This is a genomic window from Amycolatopsis sp. N2S4-7 (genome assembly GCF_058119595.1).
In genome coordinates, this window is sequence record NZ_CP172299.1 from 2,061,512 (window position 1) to 2,087,070 (window position 25,559).

Sequence of the window (25,559 nt, forward strand, 5' to 3'; positions counted from 1 at the left end):
CGTCAGCCCGAGGCGGACTGGTGGCGGGCGGCTTCCCGGGCGATGTCGATGCGCGAATGCACCCCGAGCTTGGTCAGGATGTGCGAGACGTGCGTGCCGACCGTGCGGGGCGACAGGTAGAGGCGGGCCGCGATCTGCGGGTTCGACAGGCCTTCGACCACGAGCGCGGCGATCCTCCCCTCGGTCGGGGTGAGGCTGTCCCAGCCGTGCGTGGCCTGGCGGTGCTTCACCGTCGGGCCGCGGCGGATGCCGAACGCCCGGAACAGGGCGCGCAGCCTCGCCACGTCCCACTGGGCGTCCAGCTCCGAGTAGAGGTCGATGGCGTGGGTGAAGGCGGCCCGCGCCGAACCCCGGTCTTCGGCCCGGGCTTCGGCGAACGCGATCGCCGCGGCTTCCAGCGCCTTGGCCCGGCAGAGCGGCCGGCCCGCGTCGCGGTAGCCGTCGGCGGCCCGCAGCAACGCCGTCGCGTCCTGCTCGACCAGGCCCCGGCAGTACAGGGCCAGCGCCTGGCGGTGCGGCACCGCGGACCCGGCGGCGATCGCGCGCACCCGGGCCTCGATCTCCGCCGCGGTCCGCACGTCGCCGATCATCGCGGCCAGCCGGGCGGCGTCCCCCAGCAGGTCCTCCGCCGTGTCCTCGCCGGCCAGCACGTCGGTCAGCACGATGAGCGCCGGTCCCGGTGCGCCGGCGTGCTCGAGGGCGAGACTGCGGGCCAGCACCATCGATTCCACGAGCCGGTCGCCGATGCGGGCCGAGTACGGCGCCACGACGTCGAGGTGGCGTCGTGCCGCGGCCGCCTCGCCGCGGTGGAAGTGGATGATCGCGGCGACGCCGTGGTCGCAGCACACCACGCCCGGGTCCTTGCGGTCGTCCGGGACGACGTCGACTTCGGCCAGCGCGTCGTCCCACCGGCCGGCGCGCAGCATCAGCTCCCCGAGCGCGCTCTGGACCTGGGTCAGCCGCACGGCGCTGCCGGTGCGGTCCGCCAGTTCCCGCGCCTGCCCGGCGGCGGCGAGCGCGTCGGCGTGGCGGTCGAGCGCTCCGAAGGTGACCGCCTGGTTGATGCGCAGCTGCAGGGTGAGGTCGATCAGCCCGGGATCGCCCCGCACGATGGCCATCGCGCGCTCGAACAGCGGCAGCGCGCCGGTCCACTCGCCCCGCGCCATCGCCACCAGGCTCAGCACGTGCAGCGCCCACCCGCTCACCCAGCGGTCTTCGAGCGCGCCGAGCTCCGTCAGCGCCTGCGTGGCGACCCGGTCCGCGGTGTCGACCTCACCGAGGTAGCGGTGCGTGCGCGCGATGAGCACCAGCAACCGGGCCCGGTGCCGGGCCTGCAGGCCCGGCCGGGTCAAGGCGTCGTTCAGCGCGGGGAGGTACCCGGCGGAGCGGCCGGTCGTCGCGCGGCACTGGACGACCGTCGTGTGCAGGTCGACGAGCACGTCGGGATCGCGGACGCGGCCCAGCGCGCGGCAGGCGATCCGTTCGGCGTGGGCGACGTTGCCGACCCCGTAGTACGCGTCGGCCAGCCGGCAGGCCAGCGCGCCGGTCACGGCGTCGTCGAGCGGCGTGTCCCGCACCGCGCGTCTCAGGAGCGCGACGGCGGCCACCGGTGCCTGGCCGATCAACGGCGTGGCCACCTCGAGCAACCACCGCACGGCCCAGGGCGGCACCGGGACCCGGCTGTCCGTTGTGGACACCATGGGCAGCAGCTGCCGCGCCACCCGCTCGACCGGCGCGCCCGCCTCGGCCAGGGCCCACGCGGCGGCCTGGTGCCAGGCGACGCGGACCGCCGTCGGCATCTCGTCGTACAACGCCCGGCGGATCAACGGGTGCCGGAAGGCCAGGTCGTCACCCGCGGCGACCAGCACGCCGGCGGCGCGGGCCTCGTCGAGGGCGGGCAGCAGGTCGGCGAGCGAGCAGTTGGTCACGGTCCCGAGGTCCGCGACCGCGAAGCCGTCCCCGAGCAGCGCCGCCGCCCGCAGCACGGTCCGCGCCGCCTCGGACAGGAAACCCAGCCGGTCCGCGATCGCCTCCGGCAGGGAATCGGGGGTGGCCGTGCCGGTCAGCTCCACGATGCCGGCGGTGTCGACCTCCAGGCACGCGCTCCTGGTCAGGGCGTCGACCAGTTCGGTGAGGTACAACGGGTTCCCGGCCGCGCCGGCGGCCAGCTCCTCCAGCCGGGCGCCCGGTTTGCCGCCGGCCAGCGCGGCCACCAGCTCGAGCACCGCCGGTTCCGGCAGCCTGCCGACCCGCAGCCGCTCGCCGGGCCGGACGAACCGGAAGAGCGAGCGCAGGTCGTCGCGGCGCGGCACCGGCCGCAGCACGCCCACCAGCAGCAGCGGGAGCTGCCGGACCGAGCGGGCGAGCCGGCTCCACACGGCCACCGTCGTGCGGTCGGCCCACTGCAGCTCGTCGACGACCAGCATGACCGGTCCGTCCTGGCAGAGCTCGTCCACCAGCGCGATCAGCTGCTCGGCGGCCGCGGCGGCGAGGTCGGTGCCCTTGCCGGCGACGGCTCCGCCGCCCAGCAGCTCGGAGATGGCGTCACGACGGGGATCCCGCGTGACCGGTGAGACACCCAGGGCGTCCAGGAGCGGCAGCAGCGGCAGCGCCTGCCCGAGCTCGTCGCCGGCTCCCCAGTACACCTGGCAGCCCGCCTCGGTGGCGGCGGCGCAGGCGGCCCGGACCAGCGCGGACTTGCCGATGCCGGGCTCGCCGTCGACCAGGACGGCTCGGCCGCGACCCTCGGCCACATCACGGATCCAGGCGGCCAGCCGGGACAGCTCACCGTCCCGGCCGACCAGCAGCTCGGTACCGTCCGTGAGCGGTCGCACACGGAGATAATAGAAGTAAAACCGGTTCCCCAACAAGAGGTATACTCGGAAAACCCGGATCGACGGCCGATAGCCGAGACTTCCCGCTCCGGGAAACATCCATTTCGGGAAATGCCCCGATTCGTGATCCGAGCGCGATTCCCGCCGCCGGCGTTCGTGGATCTTCAACTGCGGGCCCGCCGCCGCGAGGAATGAGGCGGACGCACTGCCCGGGCGCCTTCGGCACCCCGATCGCGAGCGGCGCCGAGGGCTCGGCGCCGGAGCCCGTCAGCGTCTTCCGGCCGGACGAACGAGGGACGACAGCCGTCTCACCCGGAGAAACCCGTTGCCACCACGGGCATCGTCCCCACGACCACGGCCGGGGTGGTTTCCGGGTCACGGCCGTTCCGCATCCACCGGGCGAGGCATTCGAGGATTTCGACAACGCCGCGTCCAGTGTCTCGCCGGTGGCCTCGGACGCCGTCCGGGAATGCGAGCGTGATCGCCCGGCGAACCGCGTCGGTGACGAGACGTGGCGCGCAAGAGCGGCGGGGTTTCGATTAAGTGAACTCGCCGGGTTCGCCGCCGTGGGGCGGCACGGCCGATCCGTTGTTTTCCGCATTGACGGGCGCCCTCGGGCCACGTTTTCCGCACTCCGCCCGGTAACCGTGACCCACGACCGGCCGAGGACACGCGGTCCAGACCACCGACGCGCGGACGCTTGCCGTGAGTGACGTCCCCCGACCGGCCGAACCCCGCCATCGAACGCCGAGGGCCTCGCGCGAATCCGCGATCGCGGTCTCCCCGCGTCCGGGAAATCGGGGGCCCGTCATTTTTCGGCCACAGCGATTCGTAGCACCGTTCTCGGCCCGATGGCCGAAAACAAGATCGTCGATCAAGTATTCGTGCCGCCATTCTGGTGAATTCCCGGCTTGGGTCCACGCACGCGTTGTCAAGCGAAGTCGGGGTCCCTACAGTGGCCTGCCTGACTCCGGGTAATGATTCACACACCTTCCCCGGATTCGGTCCGTCAACCGTGATCTCCGCCCGAGGAGCAGGCCTTGTTTGGAATCGCCAGGAGCGGCGGCCGGGCGCGCGCTCGCCATGCCGCGCTCGCCGTCGCGGCCGTCATGGCCGTCACCGGCTGCGGCGCATTGGATCCGGACGACTCGAACGCCGCGGCGAGCGGCAGCGGCCTGGAAAAGCCGACGCTCAAGGTCTCGATCCTGCCCACCACGGACCTCGCGCCCTTCTGGCTGGCCCAGGACAGCGGCTTCTTCGAGGCCGAGGGCCTCACCGTCGAGTCCGTCGTCGCCCCCAGCGGGCAGGCCTCGTTGACGAAGGCGATCTCGGGTGACGCCGACATCGCGTTCTCGACCTATCCCCCGTTCTTCACCGCGAAGAGCACCGGCGCCGCGGACATGCAGCTGGTCGCCGACGCGACGTCGGTCAACGCGAAGTCCAATGCGATCGTCACCGTTCCGAATTCGCCGGTGAAAACAATCTTCGACCTGGCGGGCAAGAAGATCGCCATCACCGCGAAGAACACCGCGTCGGATCTTCTCACCCGCTCGGTGATGCAGGACCACGGCGTGGATTTCGGCACCGTGAAATGGGTGCTGATCGCGTTGCCGAACATCGCCGCGGCACTCCAGCAGGGTCAGGCCGACGCCGCTTATCTGCCGGAGCCGTACATCACGCAGGCCGCCCAGACCGCCGGCGCGATTCCCGTGATCGACATCAACACCGGCGCGACCCAGGACTTCCCGCTGACCGGCTACGGCGCGACGAAGAAGTGGGTGCGGGAGAACCCGAAGACCCTGGCCGCGTTCCAGCGGGCGATGCAGAAGGGCACCCACGAAGCCACGAACGACCGCGCCAAGGTCGAGCCCCTGCTGGTGCGGTTCGCCAAGATCGACGAGGACACCGCCAAGCTGCTCACCCTGCCCGGGTACGGCTCGATCCTGGACGCGCGGCGCCTGCAGCGGGTGCCGGACCTGCTGCTGCAGCTCGGCGCCATCCCGTCGCCGATCGACGTCAACTCGATGATCGGGCCGCAGGCGGGGAGATGACCGGCGCCGGCCGGACCGCTTAGCCCGGCGGCCGCCTGGGTAATCCTCCCGGCATGGGTAAATGGGGCAAGCGGCTCGTCGCGATCGCTGTGGCCGTGGTGGTTTTGGCCGCCGCCGTACTCGTCGCATCGGCGGTTCACCTGCTACCCCAGTTGCGCAACCCGTTCGCCCAGCACACCGAGGAGCACTCCGGCCCGGTGCTGCTGCAGTCGATCGTCGAGCTCTCCCGCTACGAGGCCGCCAGCGGCTCGTTCCAGGTGGTCGTCGACATCACGACCAGCTCGATCCTGCCCAGCTTCCTCGTGGGCAGCGAGACGCTGTTCATCGGCGTCGGCAAGGACAACGCCTTCGTCGACTTCTCGAAGCTGAAGGACAACGCCGTCCGCGTCTCCGACGACCGCCAGTCGGCCACGATCACGCTGGGGCACGCGCAGCTGGAACCGGCGACGCTGGACGTGCACGAATCCCACGTGTACGCGCAGCAGCGAGGCCTGTTCACCCGGGTCAACGAGTTCCTCAGCGGGAACCCGAACTCCCAGCAGGCGCTCTACGAGCTCGCCCAGAAGCAGATCCAGGCCGCGGCCGCGAAGAGCACCCTGGTGGCCGACGCGGAGAGGAACACCAAGACGATGCTGACCGGCCTGCTGCAGTCACTCGGCTTCAAGAACATCACCGTGAACTACGCCGACACCGCCACCGGCTGACGCGGCCCCGGCCACGCTCTCCCGGCGCGCGGCGGGGTGTCAGCCTGACTTATAGTCCCCGCGTGGCGAGGCACTCCGCGGTCCACCTGGCGAACCTGGACCTGAACCTGCTGGTGGTGCTGCGAGAGCTGCTCCGCGAGCGGAACGTCACCCGCGCGGCGGCCCGGCTCGGCGTGTCGCAGCCCGCGGCGAGCGCCGCGCTCGCGCGCCTGCGCCGCCACTTCGGCGACGAGCTGCTGGCGCGGTCCGGGAACGGCTACGTGCTGTCCGCACTGGCGACGCAGCTGGCCGACCAGGTCGAAGCCGTGTGCACCGGAGCGGAACGGCTCTTCGGCACCGGCCACGACTTCGACCCCGGCACGTCGGTCCGCGAGTTCACGCTGTTCATGGCGGACTACACGATCGAGGTGCTCGGCTCGCGGCTGTCCGCGCTGCTCGCGGACCAGGCCCCGGACGTCCAGCTGCACGTGCGGCTCGTCAGGGAGGCGTTCGCGAGCGACATCACCGACACGATCCGCCTGATCGACGGCATGGTGGCCCCTCCGGCCAGCCGCTTCGAGCTGCCCGACGTGCGGTCGGTCGCGTTGTTCACCGACCGCTGGGTCTGCGTGGTCGACGCGGCGAACACGGAGGTGCGGGGCGGTGAGCTCAGCCTCGAACAGCTCGCCGCGATGCCGTGGGTCGCGCCGTTCCAGCCGGACCGCGGGTTCCCGCCGGCCGCTCCGATGGGCCGCCAGCTCGCGCTCTTCGGCATCCAGCCGAAGATCCGCGTCCGCGTCGAGAGCTACCAGGCCGTGCCCCACTTCGTCGCGGGGACCGACCGGGTCGCGCTGCTGCAGGAACGCCTCGCCACGCGCGTCGCCGACCGGCTCGGCCTGCGCGTCCTGCCGTGTCCCGGCGACCCGGAACCGATCGTGGAACGGTTCTGGTGGCACGCCGGCTACGACGGCGACCCGGCCCACCGCTGGCTCAGGGCCGCGCTGACCGACCTCAGCCGGGACCTCTGACCAGCAGGTATAACCCAGCCTGATGGTTCCGCAGCGCGATTGTCTATTTCCGGCGGCCCGGGAGCGCGACCTAGCGTGTGAGCCATGCCGCACCCCCTCACCGATCTCCAGGTCCGCACCGTCCGCAAACCCGCCGGCGCCGGCGCCCACCAGGTCACCGCCGACGTCTGCGTCGTCGGGGCCGGCATCGCCGGGCTGTCCGCGGCCGTCGAATCGGCCCGGCTCGGCCGCGACGTCGTGCTCGTCGACGCGCTGCCGGTGCTCGGCGGCCAGATGGTCAACTCGCTGATCGGGCTGTTCTGCGGGGTCTTCGGGAACGCCCCGGAATACCGCCAGCTGACGCACGGGATCTTCGACGACATCTTCCGCGACCTGGGCGCCACGGGCGACCTCTTCCGGCAGCGGCGGCACACGCTCACCGTCGGCTACGACGAGGTGGTGCTCGGCCGGTGGGTCGAGGACACCGTCCGGGAGCACGGCATCCGGGTGATCACCGGGGCCGCCATCACCGGGGTGGTCCGGAGCGGCGACCGGATCGAGTCGGTCACCTTCGCGACCCGCTACGGCGCGGTCGACGTCGACGCCACCGGGTTCGTCGACGCGAGCGGCGACGCCGCCCTGATCTGGGAGGCGGGGCTGCCGTGCCGCCTGCCGGAGCGGGAGATCTACGGCTCGCAGCAGCTCGTCGTCGAGCACGTCGCCGAGGAGCACGCGCCCGAGGCGGACGAGCTGGCCGAGCGGGTCGGCGCGAAAGCCGGGCAGTACGGCCTGCGCCGGCACGACGGGCTCGCGTTCCACTTCCCCGGCCGGGGCACCGCCGTGCTCAACATGACGCACATCGAGGCTCCGCTCGAGCCGATCGCCGCGGCTCAAGCCCAGCTCGAAGGGAAGGCCCAGGCCGACCGGGTGGTGGCGTTCCTGCGGGCGGAGTTCCCCGAGGCGTTCGGGCGCGCCCGCGTCCGGGCCTACGGGTTCCCCGGCCGGCGGCAGACCCGCTGGGCGCAGGGCGTGCACCAGCTGACCCTCGACGAGGTGCGGGCCGGCACCCGCTTCCCCGACGCCGTCGCGCGGACCGCGTGGCCGGTGGAGCTGCACGACAGCCCCGAAGGCTACGTGTGGGAGACGTTCGGTCCCGAGCACGTGCACTACGTCCCGTTGCGCTCGATGACCCCGCCCGACGTCCACAACGTCCTGGTCGCCGGCCGGTGCGTCGACGGGGACGCGGCCGCGCTGTCGAGCGTGCGCGTGATGGGCCCCTGCGGGGCGATGGGCATGGCCGCGGCGCACGCCCTGGAGCTGGCCGGCAAGGACAGCGTGCACGACATCGACCACGGCGAGCTGGCCGGCCGGCTGGTCCGCAACCTCGAGAACTGAACGGAGGAAGAGCGATGGTCCGCAGCGACTTCCCGCCCGGCACGGTCCGCTGGGCCACCCGGCGCGCCCAGTGGCGCGCACTCGGGCTCACCGACGAAGACCTCCGCAAGCCGAAGATCGCCGTCGTCAACTCCTCGTCGGACCTGGCGATCTGCTTCAGCCACCTCGACGAGATCGCGGCGCGGGTCAAGAAGGGGATCGCCGCCGCCGGCGGGCTGGCGTTCGAAGTGCGCACCACCGCGCCGAGCGACTTCATCCACTCCGCCGGGCACGGCGGCGGGTACATCCTCTCGGCGCGGGACCTCATCGTGAACGACATCGAGGTCGGGGTCGAAGGCGCGCAACTCGACGGGATGATCTGCCTCGCCAGCTGCGACAAGACCGCACCGGCGCAGCTGATGGCCGCCGGGCGGCTGGACGTCCCGACCCTGCTCGTCGCCTGCGGCTACCAGCCCAGCGGCTGCTTCCGCGGCGGCCACTGCGACATCGAGGACGTCTTCCTCCACGCCTGCGGGACGTCCACAGTGGACGAACTGGCCGAGATGAGCGACACCGCCGTCGGCGGGCCGGGCGTGTGCCCGGGCATGGGCACCGCCAACTCGATGCACGTCGTCGCCGAAGCACTCGGCATGGCGCTGCCGGGGACCACGCCCGTCGCGGCGAACTCACCGTCGATGTGGGCCGCGGCCGACGCCGCCGCCGAGCGCATCGTGCGGCTGGTGGACGAGGACCTCCGCCCGCGCCGGATCATGACCGCGGCCGCGTTCGGCAACGCCGTCCGCGTGGCCCTCGCCGTCGGCGCCTCGATCAACACCGTGAAGCACCTCCAGGCGGTGGCCGAAGAGTCCGGTGTGGACGTCGACGTCCTCGGCCTCTACGCCGAGCTCGGCCCGGAAACCCCGGTGGTGTCGGCGGTCCGGCCGAACGGGCCGCACCTCATCGAGCAGTTCGAGGCCGCGGGAGGCGCGCGAGCGGTGCTGAAACAGCTCGGCGACCTGATCGACCCGGCACCGCTGACCGTGAGCGGCCGCACGGTGGGCGACAACGTCTCCTCGGCCCGCGTCGCGGACCCCGAGGTCATCCGCCCGGCCGGCAATCCGTTCGCCGCCGAGCCGTTGATCGTGGTCCTGCGCGGTTCGCTGACCCCCGACGGCGGCATCGTCAAGCTCGCCGTCGGCGACGAGCGCCCGGCCGCGTTCACCGGGCCCGCACGCTGCTTCGAAAGCCAGGAGGACGCGGTCACCGCGCTGGCGGACGGGCGGATCACCGCGGGAGACGTCGTGGTCGTCCGCGGGCTCGGCCCGCGGGGACGGCCCGGCATGGGCATGGCGTCGCAGATCGTCTTCGCCCTCGATCGCGCCGGGCTCACCGGCGAGGTCGCGGTGGTCACCGACGGCCAGCTGTCCGGCCTCGTCAACCGCGGCATCGTGGTGGGCGAGGTCCGCCCCGAAGCCGCCGACGGCGGTCCCCTGGCCCTCGTCCGCGACGGCGACACCGTCCACATCGACCTGCCCGGGCGGGTCTGCGAGCTGCGCGTCGACGCGGCCGAACTCGGCGCGAGGCAACCGGTCTCCGTCCAGGACCACCACGAAACCGGCTGGTTGTCGATCTACCGGCGTACCGTGCGCCCGCTCGGCCACGGCGCCGTGCTGCGCCCCTGACCCCCGAGCACCAGCACCCCCACGACCAGGAGGCCGGCAATGGCGCTGCCCGATGTTCCCCCGTCCACCGTCATCACCGAAGCCGACGAACGGCGCTCCGCCCGCGGCGGCGCGTTCTCGATGTTCGTCGACAGCTTCGACGTCTACCTGCCCGCGCTCGTCCTGCCGGCCGCCATGGCGTACTTCATGCCCGCGGACCTGTCGCCGGCGATCCGGGCGACGTTCACCACGCTGCTGTTCACGATCGGGCTGCTCGCGCGCCCGATCGGCAGCGTCATCTTCGGCAACCTGTCCGACCGGATCGGCCGCAAGCCCGTCACCATGATCAGCGGCTGGGGATTCACGATCGTCACGCTGCTCATCGGGTTGCTGCCGGGCTACGCCACGTGGGACTACGGCGCGATCGCCGTGTTCGCCGTGCTCCGGCTGATCGGGGGGATCTTCCTCGCCGGCGGGTACGCCGCCCCCATCCCGCTGGCGCTGGAACAGGCCGACCCCGCGCGGCGCGGGCGCGTCGGCGGGCTCATCGGCGTCGGGGCACCCGGCTCGTTCCTGGTGATCAACCTGCTCCTGCTCGGTCTGCTCGACGTGGTGCCGCACAGCGGGTTCCTGGCCTGGGGCTGGCGGATCCCGTTCCTCCTCGGCTTCGTGCTCGGCCTGGTGTACCTGTGGCACTACCGCGGGGTGAAGGAGGACGACTCGGTGTTCGCCGGGCGCCGCAAGGGGCGGCAGCCGATCGCGGAGCTGTTCACCACGCACCGGGCGCTGTTCTTCAGCGTCTTCCTGTTCACCTGCGGCTACTGGTTCGCCACCCAGATGTCGGTGTCGTTCCTGCCGACCCTGCTCGTGCAGGTGCTGGACCAGAGCCCCCGGCTGTCCTCCACGGTCGAGATCATCAGCTCGGTCCTCACGATCGTCCTGATCCTGGTCCTGTCCGCGGTCGGCCAGCGGATCGGGCGGCGCGCGCTGCTGATGCGCTGGGCCCTCGTGCTCACGTTCGTCGTCGGCGGCGCGTTCGCCCTGCTGGCGGTGGCCGCCCGGGCCGGGGCGCCGGCGTGGGTGATCGGCCTGATCGCCGTCGTGGCGAAGGTCCTGCCGTCCGCGCCGCTCGGCGTCATCCTCGTGTACCTCAACGAACGGTTCCCGGCTTCGGTGCGGGCGACCGGGTACGGCATCGGCTACATGTTCGGGCTGATCCTGCCGGGGCTCTACACCTTCTGGCTGCTGGGGCTCAGCTCGATCATGCCGTACGAGTTCACCCCGATCGCGCTGATCGTCTTCGGCGGCCTGCTGATGTTCGCGGCCGTGCGCCGGGGCCCGGAGACCAACGGCGTCGCCGACCCGGTCCCGGCGGTCTCGCAGCAGGAGGTCGCGCGGTGATCCTCACCGACGACGAGAAGGCGATGCGCGACGGCGCCGACGGGCCGGCCGTGGCGGCGGCGATGGACCTGCTCATCCGCTACGGCGACGCCCTGGGCGCCCCACGGCTGTGCGACACGCGGAACGTGGCCGGGACGAGCACCCAGCCGTCCCCGGTGAAGGCGAAGCTCGTGGCCGAGGGCGGCTGGAACAAGGCCTTCGCGGTGCTCAACCTCGACTGCGACGACGTCGTCGAGATCCCCGACATGCGGGTCCCCACCTGCCAGCTGCAACAGGGCTTCGGCCCGGACTCGGTGGGCGTGGTGCCCTACCCCAAGGAGTTCGTCGAGCTGCAGAGCGACGCCGAGGCGTTCTACGGCAGGCGCGGGGTGAACATCCTCGCCACCTGCACGCCCTACCAGGTCGGGAACCTCCCGGTCCGCGGCGAGCACTGCGCGTGGATGGAGTCCTCCGCGGTCGTGTACTGCAACTCCGTGCTGGGCGCGCGGACCAACTGCGAAGGCGGGACGTCGACCGGCGCGGCGTCCCTGACCGGGAAGATCCCGTGCTGGGGCAACCACCTGGCGGAGAACCGGTTCGGGACCCACCTGATCGAGGTCGACGCGGGCGTCCGCGACTTCATGGACTGGGGCATGCTCGGCTACTTCGCCGGCGGGCTGGTCCAGGACGAACGGCCGGTGCTCACCGGGGCGTTCCCGCGCCCCGACCTCGTCGACCTCAAGCACTTCGGCGCGGCCGCGGCGTCCTCCGGCGGGGTCGAGCTCTACCACCTGCCGGGCATCACCCCGGAGGCGCCGACGGTCGAAGCGGCCTTCAGCGGCCGCGCGCCGTCGCCCGTCCACTATGGACTCCGGGAACGGCGTGAAATGTACGAGACGCTGAACGACCAGGGCCGGTCGACCGACGTCGACTTCGTGCTGCTGGGCTGCCCGCACGCGTCGATCGACCAGATCCGGGCCGCCGCCCGCGCGCTGGACGGCAAGCGGCTGCATTCGGGGACCCAGCTGTGGATCATGGTGCCCCGGGCGCTCAAGGCGGTGGCGGACCGCAGCGGCTACACGGCCGTGATCGAGCAGGCGGGCGGGAAGCTGCTCGCCGACTCGTGCCCGGCCATGTCCCGGGTCGCGCCGCCGGGCACCCGCGTCTTCGCCACCGACTCGGCGAAACAGGCGCACTACCTGCCCGCGATCCTCGGGATCGAGGCGTGGTTCGGCTCCCTGGAGGACTGCGTGGACGCCGCGGTCACCGGGCGCTGGCGGGGTGACCTGCGATGACGATCCTGCGCGGGCGGACCGTCGTGCCCGGCGTCGTCGAGGGCGAGGCGCTGGTTTCGCACGAGACGATCTCCGGCTGGGGCGGCATCGACCCGGCCACCGGGACGATCACCGAGCGCCGTCACGAACTGCACGGCGTGTGCTTCACCGGGAAGATCCTCGTTTTCCCCGGGGCGAAGGGATCTTCGGGCTGGTCGGGGTTCTTCCAGTCGACCCGCCTGCTGGGCACCGCGCCGCTGGGCATGATCTTCACGGTCGTGACGACGAAGGTGGCGCTGGGCGCGGTGGTGACCCGGGTGCCCGCGCTCAGCGACCTCGACCGCGACCCGGTCGAGGTCCTCCGCACCGGCGACCGGCTCCGGCTTGACGCCGACCGGGGATTCGTCGAGATCCTCCACCGAGCGGGCTCCCCCGTCGAGGCATGATCAGGGCGTGATCGTCGCGTCGACGTAGGCCGGCACCGGCGCCCGGCGATGCGGTTCCGACCACCAGCGAGCGACGCCAGTGCCGGCGGCGGCTCGTCCGGACGCGCGGTTGCGGGCGTGCCCCGAGCACCCATGCACCGAAGTCGCATCACCGGTAAACTGAGCCCCGATGCAGAAAACCAGCCAACTCCCGTCCGACTCGGTGCGAGCCACACCGCGAGGAGCGGGCTGGATTCCGCACGGCTACCACCTCGACGCCCACTCCCACCCCGAAGGCCAGCTCGTGTACGCGGCAGCAGGCGTCCTGGCCACCACGACCGAACGCGGCACCTGGGTGGCGCCGGCCAACCGCGTCACCTGGACGCCGCCGGGCTTCGAGCACGCCCACCGCTTCTACGGCGACACCGACGCCCGTCTGCTCGCCATCCCCGCCGACGAGTGCCGTGAGCTCGTGCCGCGTCCCGGCGTGTTCGCGGTGAACCCGTTGGTCCGCGAGGCGCTGCTCGCCCTCACGAGCGACAGCGGGCGGACTCCCGGCGCCGAACGGCGGCTGCGTGCCGTGCTGATCGACGAGCTCGTCGAAGCCCCCGAACAGTCCTTGCACCTGCCCGAACCGCGGGATGACCGGCTGCTGGCCGTCACCGGGATGCTGCACGCCGATCCCGGCCGGAGCGCGACGCTGGCCGATCTCGGGCGCGCCGCCGGGGCGAGCGAACGCACGTTGAGCCGCCTGTTCCACGCCGAGCTCGGGATGAGCTTCCAGCGGTGGCGCACCATCCTGCGCATCCACCACGCCGTCCTCCACCTCACCGAGGGCCGGTCGGTCACCGACACCGCGATCGCCTGCGGCTGGTCCAACCCGTCGACCTTCATCGAAGCGTTCACCGCCGTCGTCGGCCAGACGCCGGGGCGGTACCAGGCCGAACTGCGCCAGGAATCGTGGCGGGTTTCCGTTATCGGGTGACCGGCTATCGGTTGTCGGCAATCGGCTCGGGGATCCACAGTGGTGCTCGACAGCGATCTTCGAGCAAAGGAACCAGATGGCACAGGGGAACGAGACCACGACCGTGGTCATCGTGGGCGGCGGAGTCGCCGGCGTCGCGCTCGGCACCTTCCTGCTGCGCAGCGGCGTCGGCTGCACGATTCTCGAAAAGCACAGCCGCGAACACGTCGAAAACCGGCAGCGCGCCGGAGCGCTGGATGCCCACGGGGTGCGCCTGCTCCGGCGCTGGGGCGTCGAAGAAGTCGTGGAAGCGAGCACCGGCGATGACGACGCCCCGGAGGCGCCACTGCTCATCGACGGCGAGAAGCGCCTCTGGAAGACCGACGACGACGCGGACGCGGCCTTCTGCCCGCAGCAGGTCCTCGTCCGCAACCTCATCAAGGTGTTCCTCCGCGACGGCGGCGACCTCCGGTTCGAAGCCGCGGACGTGTCCATAGTGGACATCGACACCGAGCGTCCTTCGGTGCGCTACCGGGATCCCGCCGGATCGGTGACGGTGATCGACTGCGACGTCGTCGCCGGCAGCGACGGCTACCACGGCGTCAGCAGGCCGACGATCCCGGAAGACGTCCTGAACCGCCACACCCACGAGTTCGGCTACGCGTGGCTGACCATCCTCGCGGAAGTCCCCGCGAACCCGCCGGCGGTGCTGGCCGTGCACTCCCGCGGGTTCGCGGCGCAGATCACCCGCGGCCCCGGCGCGAGCCGCATCTACCTGCAGTGCCCGGTCACCGACACCGTCGGCCAGTGGCCGGACGAACGCGTCTGGGCCGAACTGGAAGCCCGGTTCGGTTCTCCGCCCGCCCGCACCGGACCGATCGTGAGCAAGGAGGTCGTGCCCCTCCGCGGGGTGGTGTTCAGCCCGATGAGCCACGGCAGGCTCCACCTCGTCGGGGACGCCGCCCACCTCATCTCCCCCATGAGCGCCGAGGGGATGAGCCTGGCCCTGCACGACGCCGACGTGCTCGCGCGCGCGGTCGTCGAGTACGTCGGCAAGGACGACGCGAGCCTGCTCGAGAGCTACTCCGACACCTGCCTGGACCACATCTGGCGGCGTCAGGCGTCCGCGGTCTGGATGACCGAGACGGTGCACAACTCGGGTGACGCGTCCTACGAGGGTGAATTCCGCAAGCGGATCGCCCGGGTGAACCTGGAGACCCTGGTCCGCCCCCGGGCCGCGGGGTGAGCCGGTGTCCGGGCTACTGGACCTGCAGGGTGTCGCTGTCCAGGGTGCGCCGGGCGGGCTTTTCCGGCCCAGGCCTGAACCACGGTGGCGGCTCGCGCGTTCGCGGAGATCACCCGGCTTCGTCAACGACCTTGGCCGCCGGTCCGAAGGCGGCTTCGGCGCCACAGCAGGCGATGCCGCAGATGGCCGTCGGCGACAAGCCGGAGACAGCGCTCGCCGGCGGGTTCCGAGTGACGCGCTCGCGCCCTGGAAGCGGGCTCGCGCACGCTTCGAGACAGCCGGGTCGTCGACCGCGCTGTACCAGAACTCCTGGAGAACCGATGACGCGGGGAAACCCCGGTTCCTCCGCGTCATCGGCACCTCGAGAACACTGCCCCGGTCAGAAGCCGGGGAACACGCGGCGCAGCTCGTCGAGCGTCACGTTGCCGTCCACGGTCACTCCCTTGGTGTACGGCTCCTTGAGACGGCCGCTGATCAGGCGGACGAACGCCTCCGCCGGGCCGTTGAACGTCGCGGACGGGGACTCGAGTTCACTCACCACCGTGACCGCGTCGTCGATCACCAGGGCGCCGCCGGGGAACGCGATGGACGCCGGGTTCGCGAGCTCGGCCGGCTTCGCGAGGAAGCTCAGCATGAACCCCACCGGTCCGGTCAGGAGCTCGACGAGCACCTCGGCCGAGCCGGGGTCCACTCCCGCGTCCGGGGCGAACGCCACGCGCACGTCCCACGAGTGGTTGGCCACCTCGCTGAGCCGCATGCCCACCGCGGTCAGCAGCGGGACCGGCTCCGGCAGGAAGCCGAGGTCGACGGTCAGCGACGCGCGCTGCTCGGGCGTGAGCGCCTCGACCAGCTCCAGCCAGCGGCCGTTGTGCTCCAGGAAACCCTCGGCCTGCGCTCGCGGCGCGGACGCGTCCCAGCGGGCCCAGATCGTCTGGTTGTCTTCGGCCGTGACGGTCTCGCCGGCGGCCCGGGCGATGGGGGCGCGGCCGATCTCCGCGCCGCTGCCGAGGTGGGAAAGGGCCTGGGCGACGGTCCAGTCCGCCGCGCCGCTGGTGGTGGCCAGCTGGTCGTCGGTGAGGGTGCGGACGAGGCCGGCGAGCACGTCGTGCTCGGCGCGGAGGGCGGCGATCGTGCGGTCCACGAGTGGGGTCATGCCACGCTCAACCGACGAATCGGCGGATGTGTTCCGCCGGCTTCGCGACCGAGGTGCGGGGCGGCGCGCGGGGCAGGCTAGTTTGCCCGGATGAGTCTCCTCGATGACGTCGCCGAGCGCGACGGCTGGCGGTGCTGGGTGTGCGACGAACCGGTCGACCCCGGCATGTCGGTGAACGACCCGCGCGGGCCGAGCGTCGACAGCCGGACCGCCGACCGGAAGGCCAAGGTCGCCGAGCGGCTCGCGCACCGCGGGTGCAACACCCGCAAGGGCGCGGTCAAGGTGGTCATCGCCTGGCCGGACCGCCTGCACGTGGCCGAGCCCGCGCCGCTGATCACCGTGGCCGGACGGCTGGAGCGCAAGGGCGGCCGCGAGCTGGTGGCCCGCTCCCCGACCGAACAGGACGCCCGGGAAGCGGCGGACTGGCTGGTGGACCGGTTCTCCCGGCTGGTCCCGGGGCTGCCGGTCACCGCCACCGTCGAGCCCGGCGGCGGCCAGTTCCTCGTCATCCTGGCCGCCGGGCGCCGCTGACCACCGCGCCGCCGGGGGAACGACGCCCGCCCAGGATCGCCGCCGGTCCCGCCGGCGACGATCCTGGGCCACGCCCGGTTATCCGGCCGGGGTCAGGGCTTCTCGAAGTGCTGGTAGTCGATCGGGGTGTCCCAGGAGCCGCCCCAGGTCCAGCCGCGGGTGGAGAACGCCCGCTCGGTGACGTCGCCCGCGTGGATCATGCCCGGCGCGGTCCGGGTCCGGTCGACGTACGGCGCGCCGTTGGGCGGGTAGACCGCGCCGCTGCCGGAGATGTACGGGTTCTGCACCGTGTTGATGTCGATGGCGCGCCCGTAGGAGTGGTTGGACCAGGCGGTACCCCCGGTGATCGCCCGGCAGTTGAACGCCGAAGTGTTGTTCGCCGCCATCGACGCGTCGTCGTCCGAGTTGTACTTCTCCACGGTTTCCATGCGCTCGATGGGGAACCGGCCGAAGTACATGTCGGCGAAGGCGTACGCGACCTCGATCGCCCGATCGGCGTGGACGACCAGTTCGCCCCGGTGCACCGCACCGTCGAAGCCGAGGAAGGACAGGCTCAGCAGCCGCAGCTGGCCGGGACCGACGGGACAGCCCTCGTGCCAGCTCGACCCGAGCCGCTCGGCGGTGACCGGCTTGATGAGGGCGAGGTAGGGCGGAAGGCCGCTGGCCGCCGGCGCGGGGAGCTCCACGGTCTGGGCCGGGCTGGCCGGCGCCGGCGTGGCCCCGGCCAGGACCGCGGTCAGTGCGAAAGCGAGGGCAGCGAATACTTTGGTTCTCAGTTTCATGATCACCACACGCCTGGCCCCGCTGTTCCGCTGCGGCGGAGTGGGATTCGCCACAGTGCCTCAACCCGGGGCACACCAGCGGCGAGCACCGAGTGCAGGAATGCGCTTTCCGCCGGTCGAAGGGTCAGCCGGCGACGGGGTACCGGCTGGTGATCGCGACGCGGTTGAAGGCGTTCATCACCGTGGCGAGCCAGGCGACGGCCGAAATCTGGTCCGCGGTCAGCACGGCCGCCGCGGCGTCGTAGTCCTCGTCGCTCACGTGGCCGTCCGACACCTTGGTGATCGCCTCGGTCAGCCGCAGGGCCGCGCGGTCGGTCTCCGAGAAGTAACCCGTCTCCGCCCAGGCGGGCAGCACGGCGATCCGGTCGGGGTTCTCCCCCTTCTTGAGGGCATCGCCGGTGTGCATGCGCAGGCAGAACGCACAGCCGTTGATCTGGGACGCGCGGATCTTCAGCAGCTCGACCAGCAGCGGGTCGAGGCCCGCCGCCGCGGCGGCGTTCCCCACCTCCGCGGAAAGGGCGATGAGGGTCTTGTAGGCGGCCGGGTGCTGCTTGTCGATGCTGACGCGGTGCGTGTTCGTCATGGCTTCTCCGGTTTCGTGGTTCGGGTTACTGGTGGGGGTCGTCGACCTTGAGCCGGGCCCCGGTGTCGGCGACGAACACGACCAGGAGCCGGGCCCGGTCCGTCGAGCTCGTGTTCTCAGTGAGGACGTGGTGGGTCCCCGGCTGCTCGACCCAGTTCTCCCCCGCGCGGAAGGTGCTGACGGGGTTGTCGTCCAGCCGGCTGCGCACGGCGCCTTCGAGGACGTAGGCGTAGAGGAAAGCGTCGCCGTGCCGGTGCGGCGCCGCGCGGGCGCCCGGCGGCAGGTCGACGATCGCCGACGTGAAGGTCTTGCCTGGCACCTTCGGAAGCGCTTGCTGGACCAAGGGGGTCAGGGTTTCCGCGGGTGGCGGGGCCGCGGCGGTGGCGGGCTGTCCCGAGGCGGCGCAGCCCGTGGTCCCGGCCAGCGCGGCGACGGCCAGGACGCCGGCGGCGATCCCCGGCTTGATGGTGTGCATGTACTTCCTCACCGGCAGGGGGAATGGCTCGAAGGCGAGCACTCCCTCGTCGTCCCTTTTCCGTTCTCGACAGGGAGACGAGGCAGCCCCTCCGGGTGTGACAGCTCAGAGGTGAGAAAGTTTGTCTGGGTTGATGACCCTGCGGTACTCGGTGATCAGGCCGTTCGAGATCTGCACCGTGTCGACGGAGTAGACGCGGCCCTGCCGGTAGCACACCAGGGCGAGCTCGCCGCCGACCTCGACGAGGTCGATGCGGTCCAAACTCCACTGACGCCCCACCCGCACCATCACCTCGGCGATGCGCTCGCCACCGTGGATGGGCTTGCGTGCCGCCGAGACCTTGCCGCCGCCGTCGGTGACGTAGATCGCGTCCGGGTCCAGCAGCCGGACCAGGCCGGCCAGATCACCGGACTCGTAGGCGGCGCGGAAGGTCGCCAGCACCCGTTCGCGCTCGGCCTTCGGTGCCTGCGGCGTGGACTCCTTCGCCTGGGCCACCCGCCGGCGCGCCCGCGAGGCGAGCTGCCGGGCGGCCGGCGCGGAGACGTCCAGCACCTCGGCGATCCGGCCGAACTCCAGGCCGAAGACGTCGTGCAGGACGAAGGCCACCCGCTCCGGCGGGCTCAGCTTCTCCATGACCAGCAGCATCGCCGCACTGACGGACTCGTCGACGAGCACCTGCTCCGACGCGTCCGGCCCGGTCAGCAGCGGTTCCGGCAGCCAGGGCCCGACGTACTCCTCCCGGCGCACGCGAGCGCTCTTGAGGATGTCGTAGGACCGCCGCGCGGCCACCGTGACCAGCCAGGCCCGCAGGTTGTCGACCTCTCGCAGGTCGGCCGCGGCCGCCCGCAGCCACACGTCCTGGGCGACGTCCTCGGCGTCGGCCACGCTCCCCAGCAGCCGGTAGGCCACGCCGAAGACCGCGGGCCGGTGCGTCGCCCACTCGGCAGCGAGCCTGTCCGCCTGCTCGGGCCGCCGGGGCGCAGGCTCGTCAGCCATGCAGATCGCAACCTCCTCCGATCCCCGGATCCAGGGTACCCACCCGGATCCGGGCGCTCGCCCCGGCGATCCCCGGACGGGTGGATCAGGAGGAGTGTCACCACCACCCCGCGCGACGGCCCGGCATCCGGCCGGGAACCACCCGATCGGGGACAGTCCGCGCGTCTTCCCCGGCGACACGCCGGGCCCACGGGGAGCGCCCGGCTCGACGGCCGCGCCGGGGCGGCTCGGTACCGGCCGCCCCGGAGACGGCCGCGGGCCAGAGCGGCTCCGGGGCGGTGCGGAACCCGGCGCCGGCCGGGTTTCGAGCTGCCGCTCGCGGCTTCGCCGAAGCCGGGTGCGTCGGACCCCGCCGCCAGGCTGGAAACGGGGGCGGGGTCCGCTCCTCGGCAGGCGCCGCCCTGTGCCGGACCTACGACCCCGAGATCACCCGCGGCTCGGGGATCGGAACGATGAACCGGCCGCCGTTGTCCAAGAAGGACTTCTCCTTCCTGATGATCTCCGGCGCGTAGTTCCAGGCCAGCAGCAGGTAGTAGTCCGGCACCTGCTCGCTCGCCTGCTCCGGCGACCAGATCGGGATCCTGGACCCGGGGAAGACCTTCCCCTGCTTCAGGGTCGTCGTGTCGCTGCAGAAGCGGATCTCCTCGTGCCCCAGCCCGCAGGCGTCCAGCAGGGCGCTGCCCTTCGTCGGCGCGCCGTAGCCCGCCACCGTCTTGCCCTCGGCCACCAGGCCGCGCACCAGGTCGCGGATCTCGGTGCGCACCCGTTCCGTGCGCTCGGCGAACTCCCGGTACGTCCGCTCCTCGGCGATGCCCTGGCGCCGCTCTTCCGCGAGCATCTCGGCCACCGCGGGCCGCACCTCGTAACCGGCGGTCGACGGGGCGGCGAAGACCACGATCGAGCCGCCGTGGACCTCGGCCGTGTGCACGTCCACGACGCGCAGGCCGTGCGACTCGAACAGCGTGCACAGCGCGGCGAGCGAGAAGTAGGAAAGGTGCTCGTGGAAGATCGTGTCGAACTGGTTGTTCGCGAGCAGTTCCACCAGGTAGGGCACTTCCACGAAGAACAGGCCGTCCGGGGCCAGCACCGCGGAGACGCCGTTGAGGACTTCGTGGATGTCGGGGATGTGGGCGAAGCACTGGCGCCCGAACACCAGGCGCGCCGGGCCGTGTTCGGCCGCGATCTTCCGGCCGGCTTCGGCGGTGAAGCCGGAGGCGATCGTTTCGATGCCGCGCTCGTTGGCGATTTCGGCGAGGTTGCGCGCCGGATCGACGCCGACCACCCGGGTGCCGGCCTTCTGGAACAGCTCCAGGTGCGCGCCGGTGTTGCTGCCGAACTCCACGACGAGGTTGTCGCCGGTCAGGCCGATCCGCTCGACGCAGAGGTCGACGAGCCGGCGCACGTGGTCGATGATCGAGCCCGCGTCCGAGGCGACGTAGAGGTAGTGTCCGAAAAGGACGTCCGGTTCGATGACGTGGCGCAGTGTCATCAGCCAGCACTTCCGGCACACGACGACGTCCAGCGGGAACCGGGGCTCGCCCGCCGGGTCGTCCTCCGCGTTCAGCAGGTTCCCGACCAGCGGGGTCGAGCCGAACGAAATCACGTCGAGCCAGTCGTTGTGCCCGCACACCCGGCATTCGGCGATGGGCCGCACGATGTCCTGCATTTCATTCCCCCTCACGGGACGCGATCCGCCGGTCTCAGGCGGCTGATTCCTTGTCTTTGAGCGGTTCCCACCAGCCCCGGTGCTCGCGGTACCACGCCACCGCCTCCGCCAGCCCGTCGGCGAACGCGACGGAAGGGGAAAACCCGAGTTCCGTGCGGATCTTGGTGGTGTCCAGCGAATAGCGCAGATCGTGCCCCAGCCGGTCCGGGACGTGCTGCACCATGTCCCAGCCGGCGCCGCAGGCCGCGAGGATGTGTTCGGTCAGCTCGAGGTTGGTCAGCTCGGTGCCGCCGCCGATGTGGTAGACCTCCCCCGCCCGGCCGCCGAGCAGCACCAGCTGGATGGCGTGGCAGTGGTCGGACACGTGCAGCCACTGGCGGCGGTGGTGGCCGTCGCCGTAGACCGGGACCTGCTTGCCGTCCAGGAGGTTCGTCGTGAACAGCGGGATCAGCTTTTCCGGGTACTGGTACGGGCCGTAGTTGTTGGTGCACCGGGTGACCACGACGTCGAGCTTCCGGGTCCGGTGCCAGGCCAGCGCCAGCAGGTCTCCCGCCGCCTTGGCCGCCGCGTACGGCGCGTTCGGGGCCACCGGGGAGTCCTCGGCCCAGGCGCCTTCGGGAATCGAGCCGTACACCTCGTCGGTCGACACGTGGACGAACCGCCCCAGCCCGTGCCGGGAAGCCGCCTCCAGCAACACCTGCGTGCCGACGGCGTTCGTGCGGACGAACGAAGTGGCGCTGTCGATCGAGCGGTCCACGTGCGTCTCGGCCGCGAAGTGCACGATCGCGTCGTGGCCGGCCACCACGTCGTCCACCAGGCCCGGATCGCAGATGTCGCCCCGCACGAACCGGTAGTTCTCCAGGTCCGCGATCGGCGCCAGGTTGAGCTCGTTGCCGGAGTAGGTCAGCTTGTCCAGAACGGTGACGCGGGTTCCCGATGAGCCGGGCAGAACACCACGCAAGGTGGCCCGGACGAACTCCGAGCCGATGAAGCCGGCGCCGCCCGTCACCAGAAGTCTCATACGCGGTACCTCTTTCTCTCGCTCGAGGAGAACTCGTCCTCGACCAGCAGGGAAAACGACTCGGTCAGGGCGGCGGCCCAGTGCCGGATCGGTGCCAGGCCGGCCTCGCGCCAGGCGGCGTGCCCCAGCACCGTGTAGCGGGGGCGCAGCCCGACGCCGTCGAGCTGGTCGCTGCGCACCGGGCGGACCCGCCCGGGATCCGCGCCGAGCAGCCGGAAAACCGTCCGGGCCACGTCGTACCAGGTGGTCTCGCCCGAGCTCGTCCCGTGGAACACGCCGGACGCGCCGTTCCGGACGAGCGCCACGATCTGGTGCACCAGGTCCACCGTCCACGTCGGCTGGCCCCACTGGTTGTCGACCACGTCCACCGTCTCGCGCGACCGTTCCAGCCGGACCATCTTGCGGACGAAGTTCGTGCCGTGCCGCCCGTACAGCCAGGCGGTCCGCACGATCGTCCCGTCGTCCGGCAGCAGTTCGAGCACCGCCCGCTCACCGGCCAGCTTCGTCCGGCCGTACGCGTTGATCGGGCTGGTGGCCGCGGTTTCGGCGTAGGGCAGGTTGCTCGCGCCGTCGAAAACGTAATCACTGGAAAGGTGGATCAACCGTATCGAGCGCTCGCGGCATATCGAAGCCAGCTCCCGGACCCCTTTTCCGTTGACCAGAAAGGCCGCCGCCTCGCTGGTTTCCGCTTCATGAAACCGCGTCCACGCCGCACAATTGACGATCACCGTCGGCTGACACCGGGAGACAACGGCCCGGACCGAATGGCGGTCGGCGATATCGAGATCCTGCCGGGTGGCAGCGACCACCGGTTCGTCCAACCCCCGTAGAATTGCTACCAAATCCCGCCCGAGCATTCCTGCCGCACCAGTAACTAACCACCGGTTCACCAGCTCAGCTTCCAGCTCGGCCGCCGTTTTTGTCAAGGCGAATGCGACCGTGGATGTTTATCGACGGGCGCGCCGATCTAGCCGGTCCCCGGCTGTGCCGCGGCGAGCAGGTTGAGCACGACGGCCCGGCGCACCGGATCCGGCAGCGCGAGTGCGGTGGGCACGAGGATCGGCGGGTCGGGCGGGACGAGGGCGACCGCGGCGGGGACGTGGTGGAGCAGGTCGGCGGGGAGCACGGCCCAGCAGTCGCCGGCGGAAACGGGCCCGGTGAGCAGGTCCTGGGCCCGGGTGAGGGTCGGGCCCTGGCGAGGGGTGAACCCGGCCGCCCGGCAGGCGGCGGTGACCAGGTTGTCGGTCCCGGGGCTGTCCGCGCGGGCGTAGCGGGCCAGCGGGAGCTCGGCGAGCGTGCCGAGATCGCCGGCGGTACCGGCGCGGGCGGCGGGGACGGCCAGGAGCAGCGGCTCGTCCCAGAGGTGGTGCACCCGCACGCCGGGGGTCGCCACCGGCGCGGCCACGAAGGCGGCGTCGAGGTCGTGGTCGACGAGGGCGGCGAGGTGACCGGTCGTCGAGGCGGACGTCGTCACCTGGAGCGAGATGCCGGGGTAGGCATCGCGGACGGCGGCGAGCGCGGCCTCGACGCGCGGGCCGAGGCCGATGCTGCTCCCGATGCGCAGCAGGCCGGTGTTGCCGGCGGCCAGGTCGGCGGCCGCGGCGGCGGCGCGGTCCACGCCGCGCAGCGCGCGGCGGGCGTGGGCCAGGAAGGCCTGGCCGTCCGGGGTGAGCCGGACCCGGCGGTGGGACCGGTCGAACAACGTCAGCCCGAGTTCGCGTTCCAGCCGCGCGACCTGCTTGCTCACCGCGGCCTGGACGATGTGCAGGGACTCGGCCGCCCGGCCGAAGTGCTCGTGCTCGGCGACGGCGACGAAGTAGCGCAGCTGCCGGACCTCCACCACGGCCGCCCTCCTCGATCGATTCCTTTTGGTGATTGTTCCATGACCGTTTCGGTCATTGATCGGCACTGGTGCCGACCGCTGGACTGGAGACGTCACAACCAAGAGGGAAGGGCCGGTATGCCAGAGATCGACGTCGCCGAACCGATGCAGCCAGGGCGCTGGTACGCCTACGCCGTGTGCCTGCTGGCGGGGTTCGTGACGCTGCTGGACGTCAGCGTCATCAACGTCGCTGTCCCCACGATGCAGGCCGGGCTCAACCTGTCGGCCGGGCAGGTCCTGTGGGCGGCATTCGGCTACACCCTGACCTTCGGAGTGGTGCTGGTGCCCGCGGGCGCGCTGGGCGACCAGATCGGACGGCGCCGCGTGCTGATGGCCGGGCTGGCCGTCTTCGCGCTGGGCAGCCTCGCCTGCGGGCTGGCGGCCACCGGCTGGTGGCTCGTGGCCGCCCGGCTGCTGCAGGGCCTCGCCGCGGGGCTGGTGACGCCGCAGGTGGTCGGCCTGATGCAGCAGCTGTTCGCCCGGGGCCCGGAGCTCGGCAAGGCGGCCGGGGCGTACAGCGGGATGATCGCCGCGACGACGGCCGTCGGCCCGCTGGTCGGCGGTCTGCTGATCCAGGCCGCCGGCCCGGAGACCGGCTGGCGGTGGGTGTTCCTGGTCAACGTGCCCGTCGCGGCCGTGGCGCTCCCCCTGGGTCTGCGGTGGCTCCCCCGTGACCGGCAGCCGGTCCGCGGGGTCCGGCTCGACCTGCTCGGGATCGTGCTGCTCGGCTCCGGGGTGGCCACGCTGATCCTGCCGCTGATCGCGGCCGAGCAGCGGCAGCCGTCGGTGCCCTGGTACCTGCTCGGGGTGTCGGCCGTGCTGCTGGCCGGGTTCGTCCTCTGGGAGCAGCACCGGACGCGCACCGGCGGGGTCCGGCTGATCAACCTCGCGATGCTGCGCCAGCGCGACTACGCGATCAGCGCGTTCGTCGGCATGGGTTACTTCGTCGGCTTCGTCGGCATCCCGTTCGTGGTGTCGCTGTACTTCCAGCAGGGGCTGGGCTACTCGGCACTGGCCGCCGGCGTCGTCGGCACCCCGACCGCGCTCGGCGCGGCGATCAGCGCGCCGCTGGCCGGGCGCGTGGTCCACCGGGTCGGCCGCCGGCTCGTCGTCATCGGCCTGGCCGCCGTCGCGCTGGGCGCCGCCGGGCTGGTCGCCCTGATCGGGCAGCACGCCGGCGGGCTCGTGTGGCTGCTCGTGGCCGGGCCGCTGCTGCTGGCCGGCGTGGGCAGCGGGCTGGTGATCGGCCCGAACCTGACGCTGGCCCTGCAGACGGTTCCGCTGCGGGAGGGCAGTGCCGCCGGCGCGGTCCTGCAGACCGGGCAGCGCATCGGGTCGACGATCGGGATCGCGGTCATCGGCGCGCTGTACTTCGGCTCCCTGACCGCCTCCCGCGGCGACTACCTCCGCGCCGCCTCCGACGGGCTGCTCGGCTCCGCCGTGGCGATCGCGGCCACCCTGCTGATCACCGTCGTCGCCCTGCTGCTCACGCGGCCGCGGCGGGACGCGCAGCAGCCCGGCACCCCGGCCGCCGTCGGCGACCGGCCCAGCTGAGCGCGGTCCCCCGGTGG

General features: G+C 71.9%; 22 protein-coding genes. 12 read left to right on the top strand and 10 right to left on the bottom strand.

The genetic code is table 11. From position 1 onward, the window contains the following. Positions 1-2: 2 nt before the first annotated feature. On the bottom strand, positions 3-2,834 hold the full coding sequence (locus tag ACH54P_RS09540) for an AAA family ATPase (RefSeq protein ID WP_489911982.1): 2,832 nt from the start codon (positions 2,832-2,834) through the stop codon (positions 3-5). 1,040 nt (positions 2,835-3,874) lie between these two features. Between ACH54P_RS09540 and ACH54P_RS09545 the strand changes: the two genes are divergently transcribed. The 10 genes from ACH54P_RS09545 (at position 3,875) to ACH54P_RS09590 (ending at position 14,899) form a co-directional block, all read left to right on the top strand. Continuing rightward, the gene (locus ACH54P_RS09545) at positions 3,875-4,885 is read left to right on the top strand and encodes an ABC transporter substrate-binding protein (RefSeq protein WP_489911983.1); all 1,011 of its coding nucleotides are present in this window, start codon (positions 3,875-3,877) and stop codon (positions 4,883-4,885) included. A gap of 53 nt (positions 4,886-4,938) precedes the next feature. Next, complete coding sequence (locus ACH54P_RS09550) at positions 4,939-5,589, top strand: DUF4230 domain-containing protein (protein WP_489911984.1); 651 nt, start codon at positions 4,939-4,941, stop codon at positions 5,587-5,589. Positions 5,590-5,651: 62 nt separating this feature from the next. Then, positions 5,652-6,596: a LysR substrate-binding domain-containing protein gene (locus ACH54P_RS09555; RefSeq protein ID WP_489911985.1), complete on the top strand. Its 945-nt coding sequence runs from the start codon at positions 5,652-5,654 to the stop codon at positions 6,594-6,596. An 84-nt stretch (positions 6,597-6,680) separates the two neighbouring features. After that, positions 6,681-7,970: an FAD-dependent oxidoreductase gene (locus ACH54P_RS09560; RefSeq protein WP_489911986.1), complete on the top strand. Its 1,290-nt coding sequence runs from the start codon at positions 6,681-6,683 to the stop codon at positions 7,968-7,970. 14 nt (positions 7,971-7,984) lie between these two features. After that, positions 7,985-9,631: a dihydroxy-acid dehydratase gene (gene ilvD, locus ACH54P_RS09565; protein WP_489911987.1), complete on the top strand. Its 1,647-nt coding sequence runs from the start codon at positions 7,985-7,987 to the stop codon at positions 9,629-9,631. A gap of 39 nt (positions 9,632-9,670) precedes the next feature. Further along, entirely contained in the window at positions 9,671-11,011 is a 1,341-nt protein-coding gene (locus tag ACH54P_RS09570) for an MFS transporter (RefSeq protein WP_489911988.1), read from the top strand. After that, positions 11,008-12,285: an aconitase X gene (locus tag ACH54P_RS09575; RefSeq protein WP_489911989.1), complete on the top strand. Its 1,278-nt coding sequence runs from the start codon at positions 11,008-11,010 to the stop codon at positions 12,283-12,285. The genes ACH54P_RS09570 and ACH54P_RS09575 overlap by 4 nt, the downstream gene beginning before the upstream one ends. Next, positions 12,282-12,710: an aconitase X swivel domain-containing protein gene (locus ACH54P_RS09580; RefSeq protein WP_489911990.1), complete on the top strand. Its 429-nt coding sequence runs from the start codon at positions 12,282-12,284 to the stop codon at positions 12,708-12,710. Before ACH54P_RS09575 ends, ACH54P_RS09580 begins: the two co-directional genes overlap by 4 nt. Before the next feature lie 169 nt (positions 12,711-12,879). After that, positions 12,880-13,674, top strand: coding sequence for an AraC family transcriptional regulator (locus ACH54P_RS09585; RefSeq protein ID WP_489911991.1), 795 nt, complete (start codon positions 12,880-12,882; stop codon positions 13,672-13,674). A 76-nt stretch (positions 13,675-13,750) separates the two neighbouring features. After that, positions 13,751-14,899: a 4-hydroxybenzoate 3-monooxygenase gene (locus tag ACH54P_RS09590; protein ID WP_489911992.1), complete on the top strand. Its 1,149-nt coding sequence runs from the start codon at positions 13,751-13,753 to the stop codon at positions 14,897-14,899. 379 nt (positions 14,900-15,278) lie between these two features. Here ACH54P_RS09590 and ACH54P_RS09595 read toward each other — a convergent pair whose 3' ends face one another. Beyond that, positions 15,279-16,052: a maleylpyruvate isomerase family mycothiol-dependent enzyme gene (locus ACH54P_RS09595; protein WP_489911993.1), complete on the bottom strand. Its 774-nt coding sequence runs from the start codon at positions 16,050-16,052 to the stop codon at positions 15,279-15,281. A gap of 90 nt (positions 16,053-16,142) precedes the next feature. Here ACH54P_RS09595 and ACH54P_RS09600 point away from each other — a divergent pair, with 90 nt between their 5' ends. Further along, positions 16,143-16,583: a hypothetical protein gene (locus tag ACH54P_RS09600; protein WP_489911994.1), complete on the top strand. Its 441-nt coding sequence runs from the start codon at positions 16,143-16,145 to the stop codon at positions 16,581-16,583. 92 nt (positions 16,584-16,675) lie between these two features. Here ACH54P_RS09600 and ACH54P_RS09605 read toward each other — a convergent pair whose 3' ends face one another. The 8 genes from ACH54P_RS09605 to ACH54P_RS09640 form a co-directional block, all read right to left on the bottom strand. Beyond that, entirely contained in the window at positions 16,676-17,365 is a 690-nt protein-coding gene (locus ACH54P_RS09605; protein ID WP_489911995.1) for a M15 family metallopeptidase, read from the bottom strand. A 124-nt stretch (positions 17,366-17,489) separates the two neighbouring features. Further along, positions 17,490-17,948: a carboxymuconolactone decarboxylase family protein gene (locus ACH54P_RS09610; protein WP_489911996.1), complete on the bottom strand. Its 459-nt coding sequence runs from the start codon at positions 17,946-17,948 to the stop codon at positions 17,490-17,492. 25 nt (positions 17,949-17,973) lie between these two features. Further along, positions 17,974-18,423: a cupin domain-containing protein gene (locus tag ACH54P_RS09615; RefSeq protein WP_489911997.1), complete on the bottom strand. Its 450-nt coding sequence runs from the start codon at positions 18,421-18,423 to the stop codon at positions 17,974-17,976. 105 nt (positions 18,424-18,528) lie between these two features. Beyond that, positions 18,529-19,419, bottom strand: a complete 891-nt coding sequence (gene sigJ / locus ACH54P_RS09620; RefSeq protein ID WP_489911998.1) for an RNA polymerase sigma factor SigJ — start codon at positions 19,417-19,419, stop codon at positions 18,529-18,531. A gap of 412 nt (positions 19,420-19,831) precedes the next feature. Further along, positions 19,832-21,085, bottom strand: a complete 1,254-nt coding sequence (locus ACH54P_RS09625) for a class I SAM-dependent methyltransferase (RefSeq protein WP_489911999.1) — start codon at positions 21,083-21,085, stop codon at positions 19,832-19,834. A gap of 34 nt (positions 21,086-21,119) precedes the next feature. Continuing rightward, positions 21,120-22,106, bottom strand: coding sequence for a dTDP-glucose 4,6-dehydratase (gene rfbB / locus ACH54P_RS09630; RefSeq protein ID WP_489912000.1), 987 nt, complete (start codon positions 22,104-22,106; stop codon positions 21,120-21,122). Next, a complete protein-coding gene (gene rfbD / locus ACH54P_RS09635) occupies positions 22,103-22,996 on the bottom strand; it encodes a dTDP-4-dehydrorhamnose reductase (protein WP_489916377.1) in 894 nt (297 codons plus the stop codon). Before rfbD ends, rfbB begins: the two co-directional genes overlap by 4 nt. 77 nt (positions 22,997-23,073) lie before the next feature. Continuing rightward, entirely contained in the window at positions 23,074-23,949 is an 876-nt protein-coding gene (locus tag ACH54P_RS09640) for a LysR family transcriptional regulator (RefSeq protein ID WP_489912001.1), read from the bottom strand. A gap of 117 nt (positions 23,950-24,066) precedes the next feature. On the opposite strand from ACH54P_RS09640, the gene ACH54P_RS09645 reads away from it, so the two are divergent. Then, positions 24,067-25,542 carry an MFS transporter gene (locus ACH54P_RS09645; RefSeq protein WP_489912002.1) on the top strand — a complete coding sequence of 492 codons (1,476 nt, stop codon included), beginning with the start codon at positions 24,067-24,069 and terminating at the stop codon, positions 25,540-25,542. The last annotated feature ends 17 nt before the right edge of the window (positions 25,543-25,559 follow it).

What these genes read in the sequence shown, in the direction of transcription:
- ACH54P_RS09550 (WP_489911984.1), top strand. Translation starts at nt 4,939, where the DNA reads ATGGGTAAATGGGGCAAGCGGCTCGTCGCGATCGCTGTGGCCGTGGTG.
- ACH54P_RS09570 (WP_489911988.1), top strand. Translation starts at nt 9,671, where the DNA reads ATGGCGCTGCCCGATGTTCCCCCGTCCACCGTCATCACCGAAGCCGAC.
- ACH54P_RS09615 (WP_489911997.1), bottom strand. Translation starts at nt 18,423, where the DNA reads ATGCACACCATCAAGCCGGGGATCGCCGCCGGCGTCCTGGCCGTCGCC.
- ACH54P_RS09645 (WP_489912002.1), top strand. Translation starts at nt 24,067, where the DNA reads ATGCCAGAGATCGACGTCGCCGAACCGATGCAGCCAGGGCGCTGGTAC.
- ACH54P_RS09600 (WP_489911994.1), top strand. Translation starts at nt 16,143, where the DNA reads ATGAGTCTCCTCGATGACGTCGCCGAGCGCGACGGCTGGCGGTGCTGG.
- ACH54P_RS09580 (WP_489911990.1), top strand. Translation starts at nt 12,282, where the DNA reads ATGACGATCCTGCGCGGGCGGACCGTCGTGCCCGGCGTCGTCGAGGGC.
- ACH54P_RS09590 (WP_489911992.1), top strand. Translation starts at nt 13,751, where the DNA reads ATGGCACAGGGGAACGAGACCACGACCGTGGTCATCGTGGGCGGCGGA.
- ACH54P_RS09625 (WP_489911999.1), bottom strand. Translation starts at nt 21,085, where the DNA reads ATGCAGGACATCGTGCGGCCCATCGCCGAATGCCGGGTGTGCGGGCAC.
- ACH54P_RS09610 (WP_489911996.1), bottom strand. Translation starts at nt 17,948, where the DNA reads ATGACGAACACGCACCGCGTCAGCATCGACAAGCAGCACCCGGCCGCC.
- ACH54P_RS09560 (WP_489911986.1), top strand. Translation starts at nt 6,681, where the DNA reads ATGCCGCACCCCCTCACCGATCTCCAGGTCCGCACCGTCCGCAAACCC.
- ACH54P_RS09595 (WP_489911993.1), bottom strand. Translation starts at nt 16,052, where the DNA reads ATGACCCCACTCGTGGACCGCACGATCGCCGCCCTCCGCGCCGAGCAC.
- ilvD (WP_489911987.1), top strand. Translation starts at nt 7,985, where the DNA reads ATGGTCCGCAGCGACTTCCCGCCCGGCACGGTCCGCTGGGCCACCCGG.
- rfbB (WP_489912000.1), bottom strand. Translation starts at nt 22,106, where the DNA reads ATGAGACTTCTGGTGACGGGCGGCGCCGGCTTCATCGGCTCGGAGTTC.
- ACH54P_RS09605 (WP_489911995.1), bottom strand. Translation starts at nt 17,365, where the DNA reads ATGAAACTGAGAACCAAAGTATTCGCTGCCCTCGCTTTCGCACTGACC.
- sigJ (WP_489911998.1), bottom strand. Translation starts at nt 19,419, where the DNA reads ATGGCTGACGAGCCTGCGCCCCGGCGGCCCGAGCAGGCGGACAGGCTC.
- ACH54P_RS09585 (WP_489911991.1), top strand. Translation starts at nt 12,880, where the DNA reads ATGCAGAAAACCAGCCAACTCCCGTCCGACTCGGTGCGAGCCACACCG.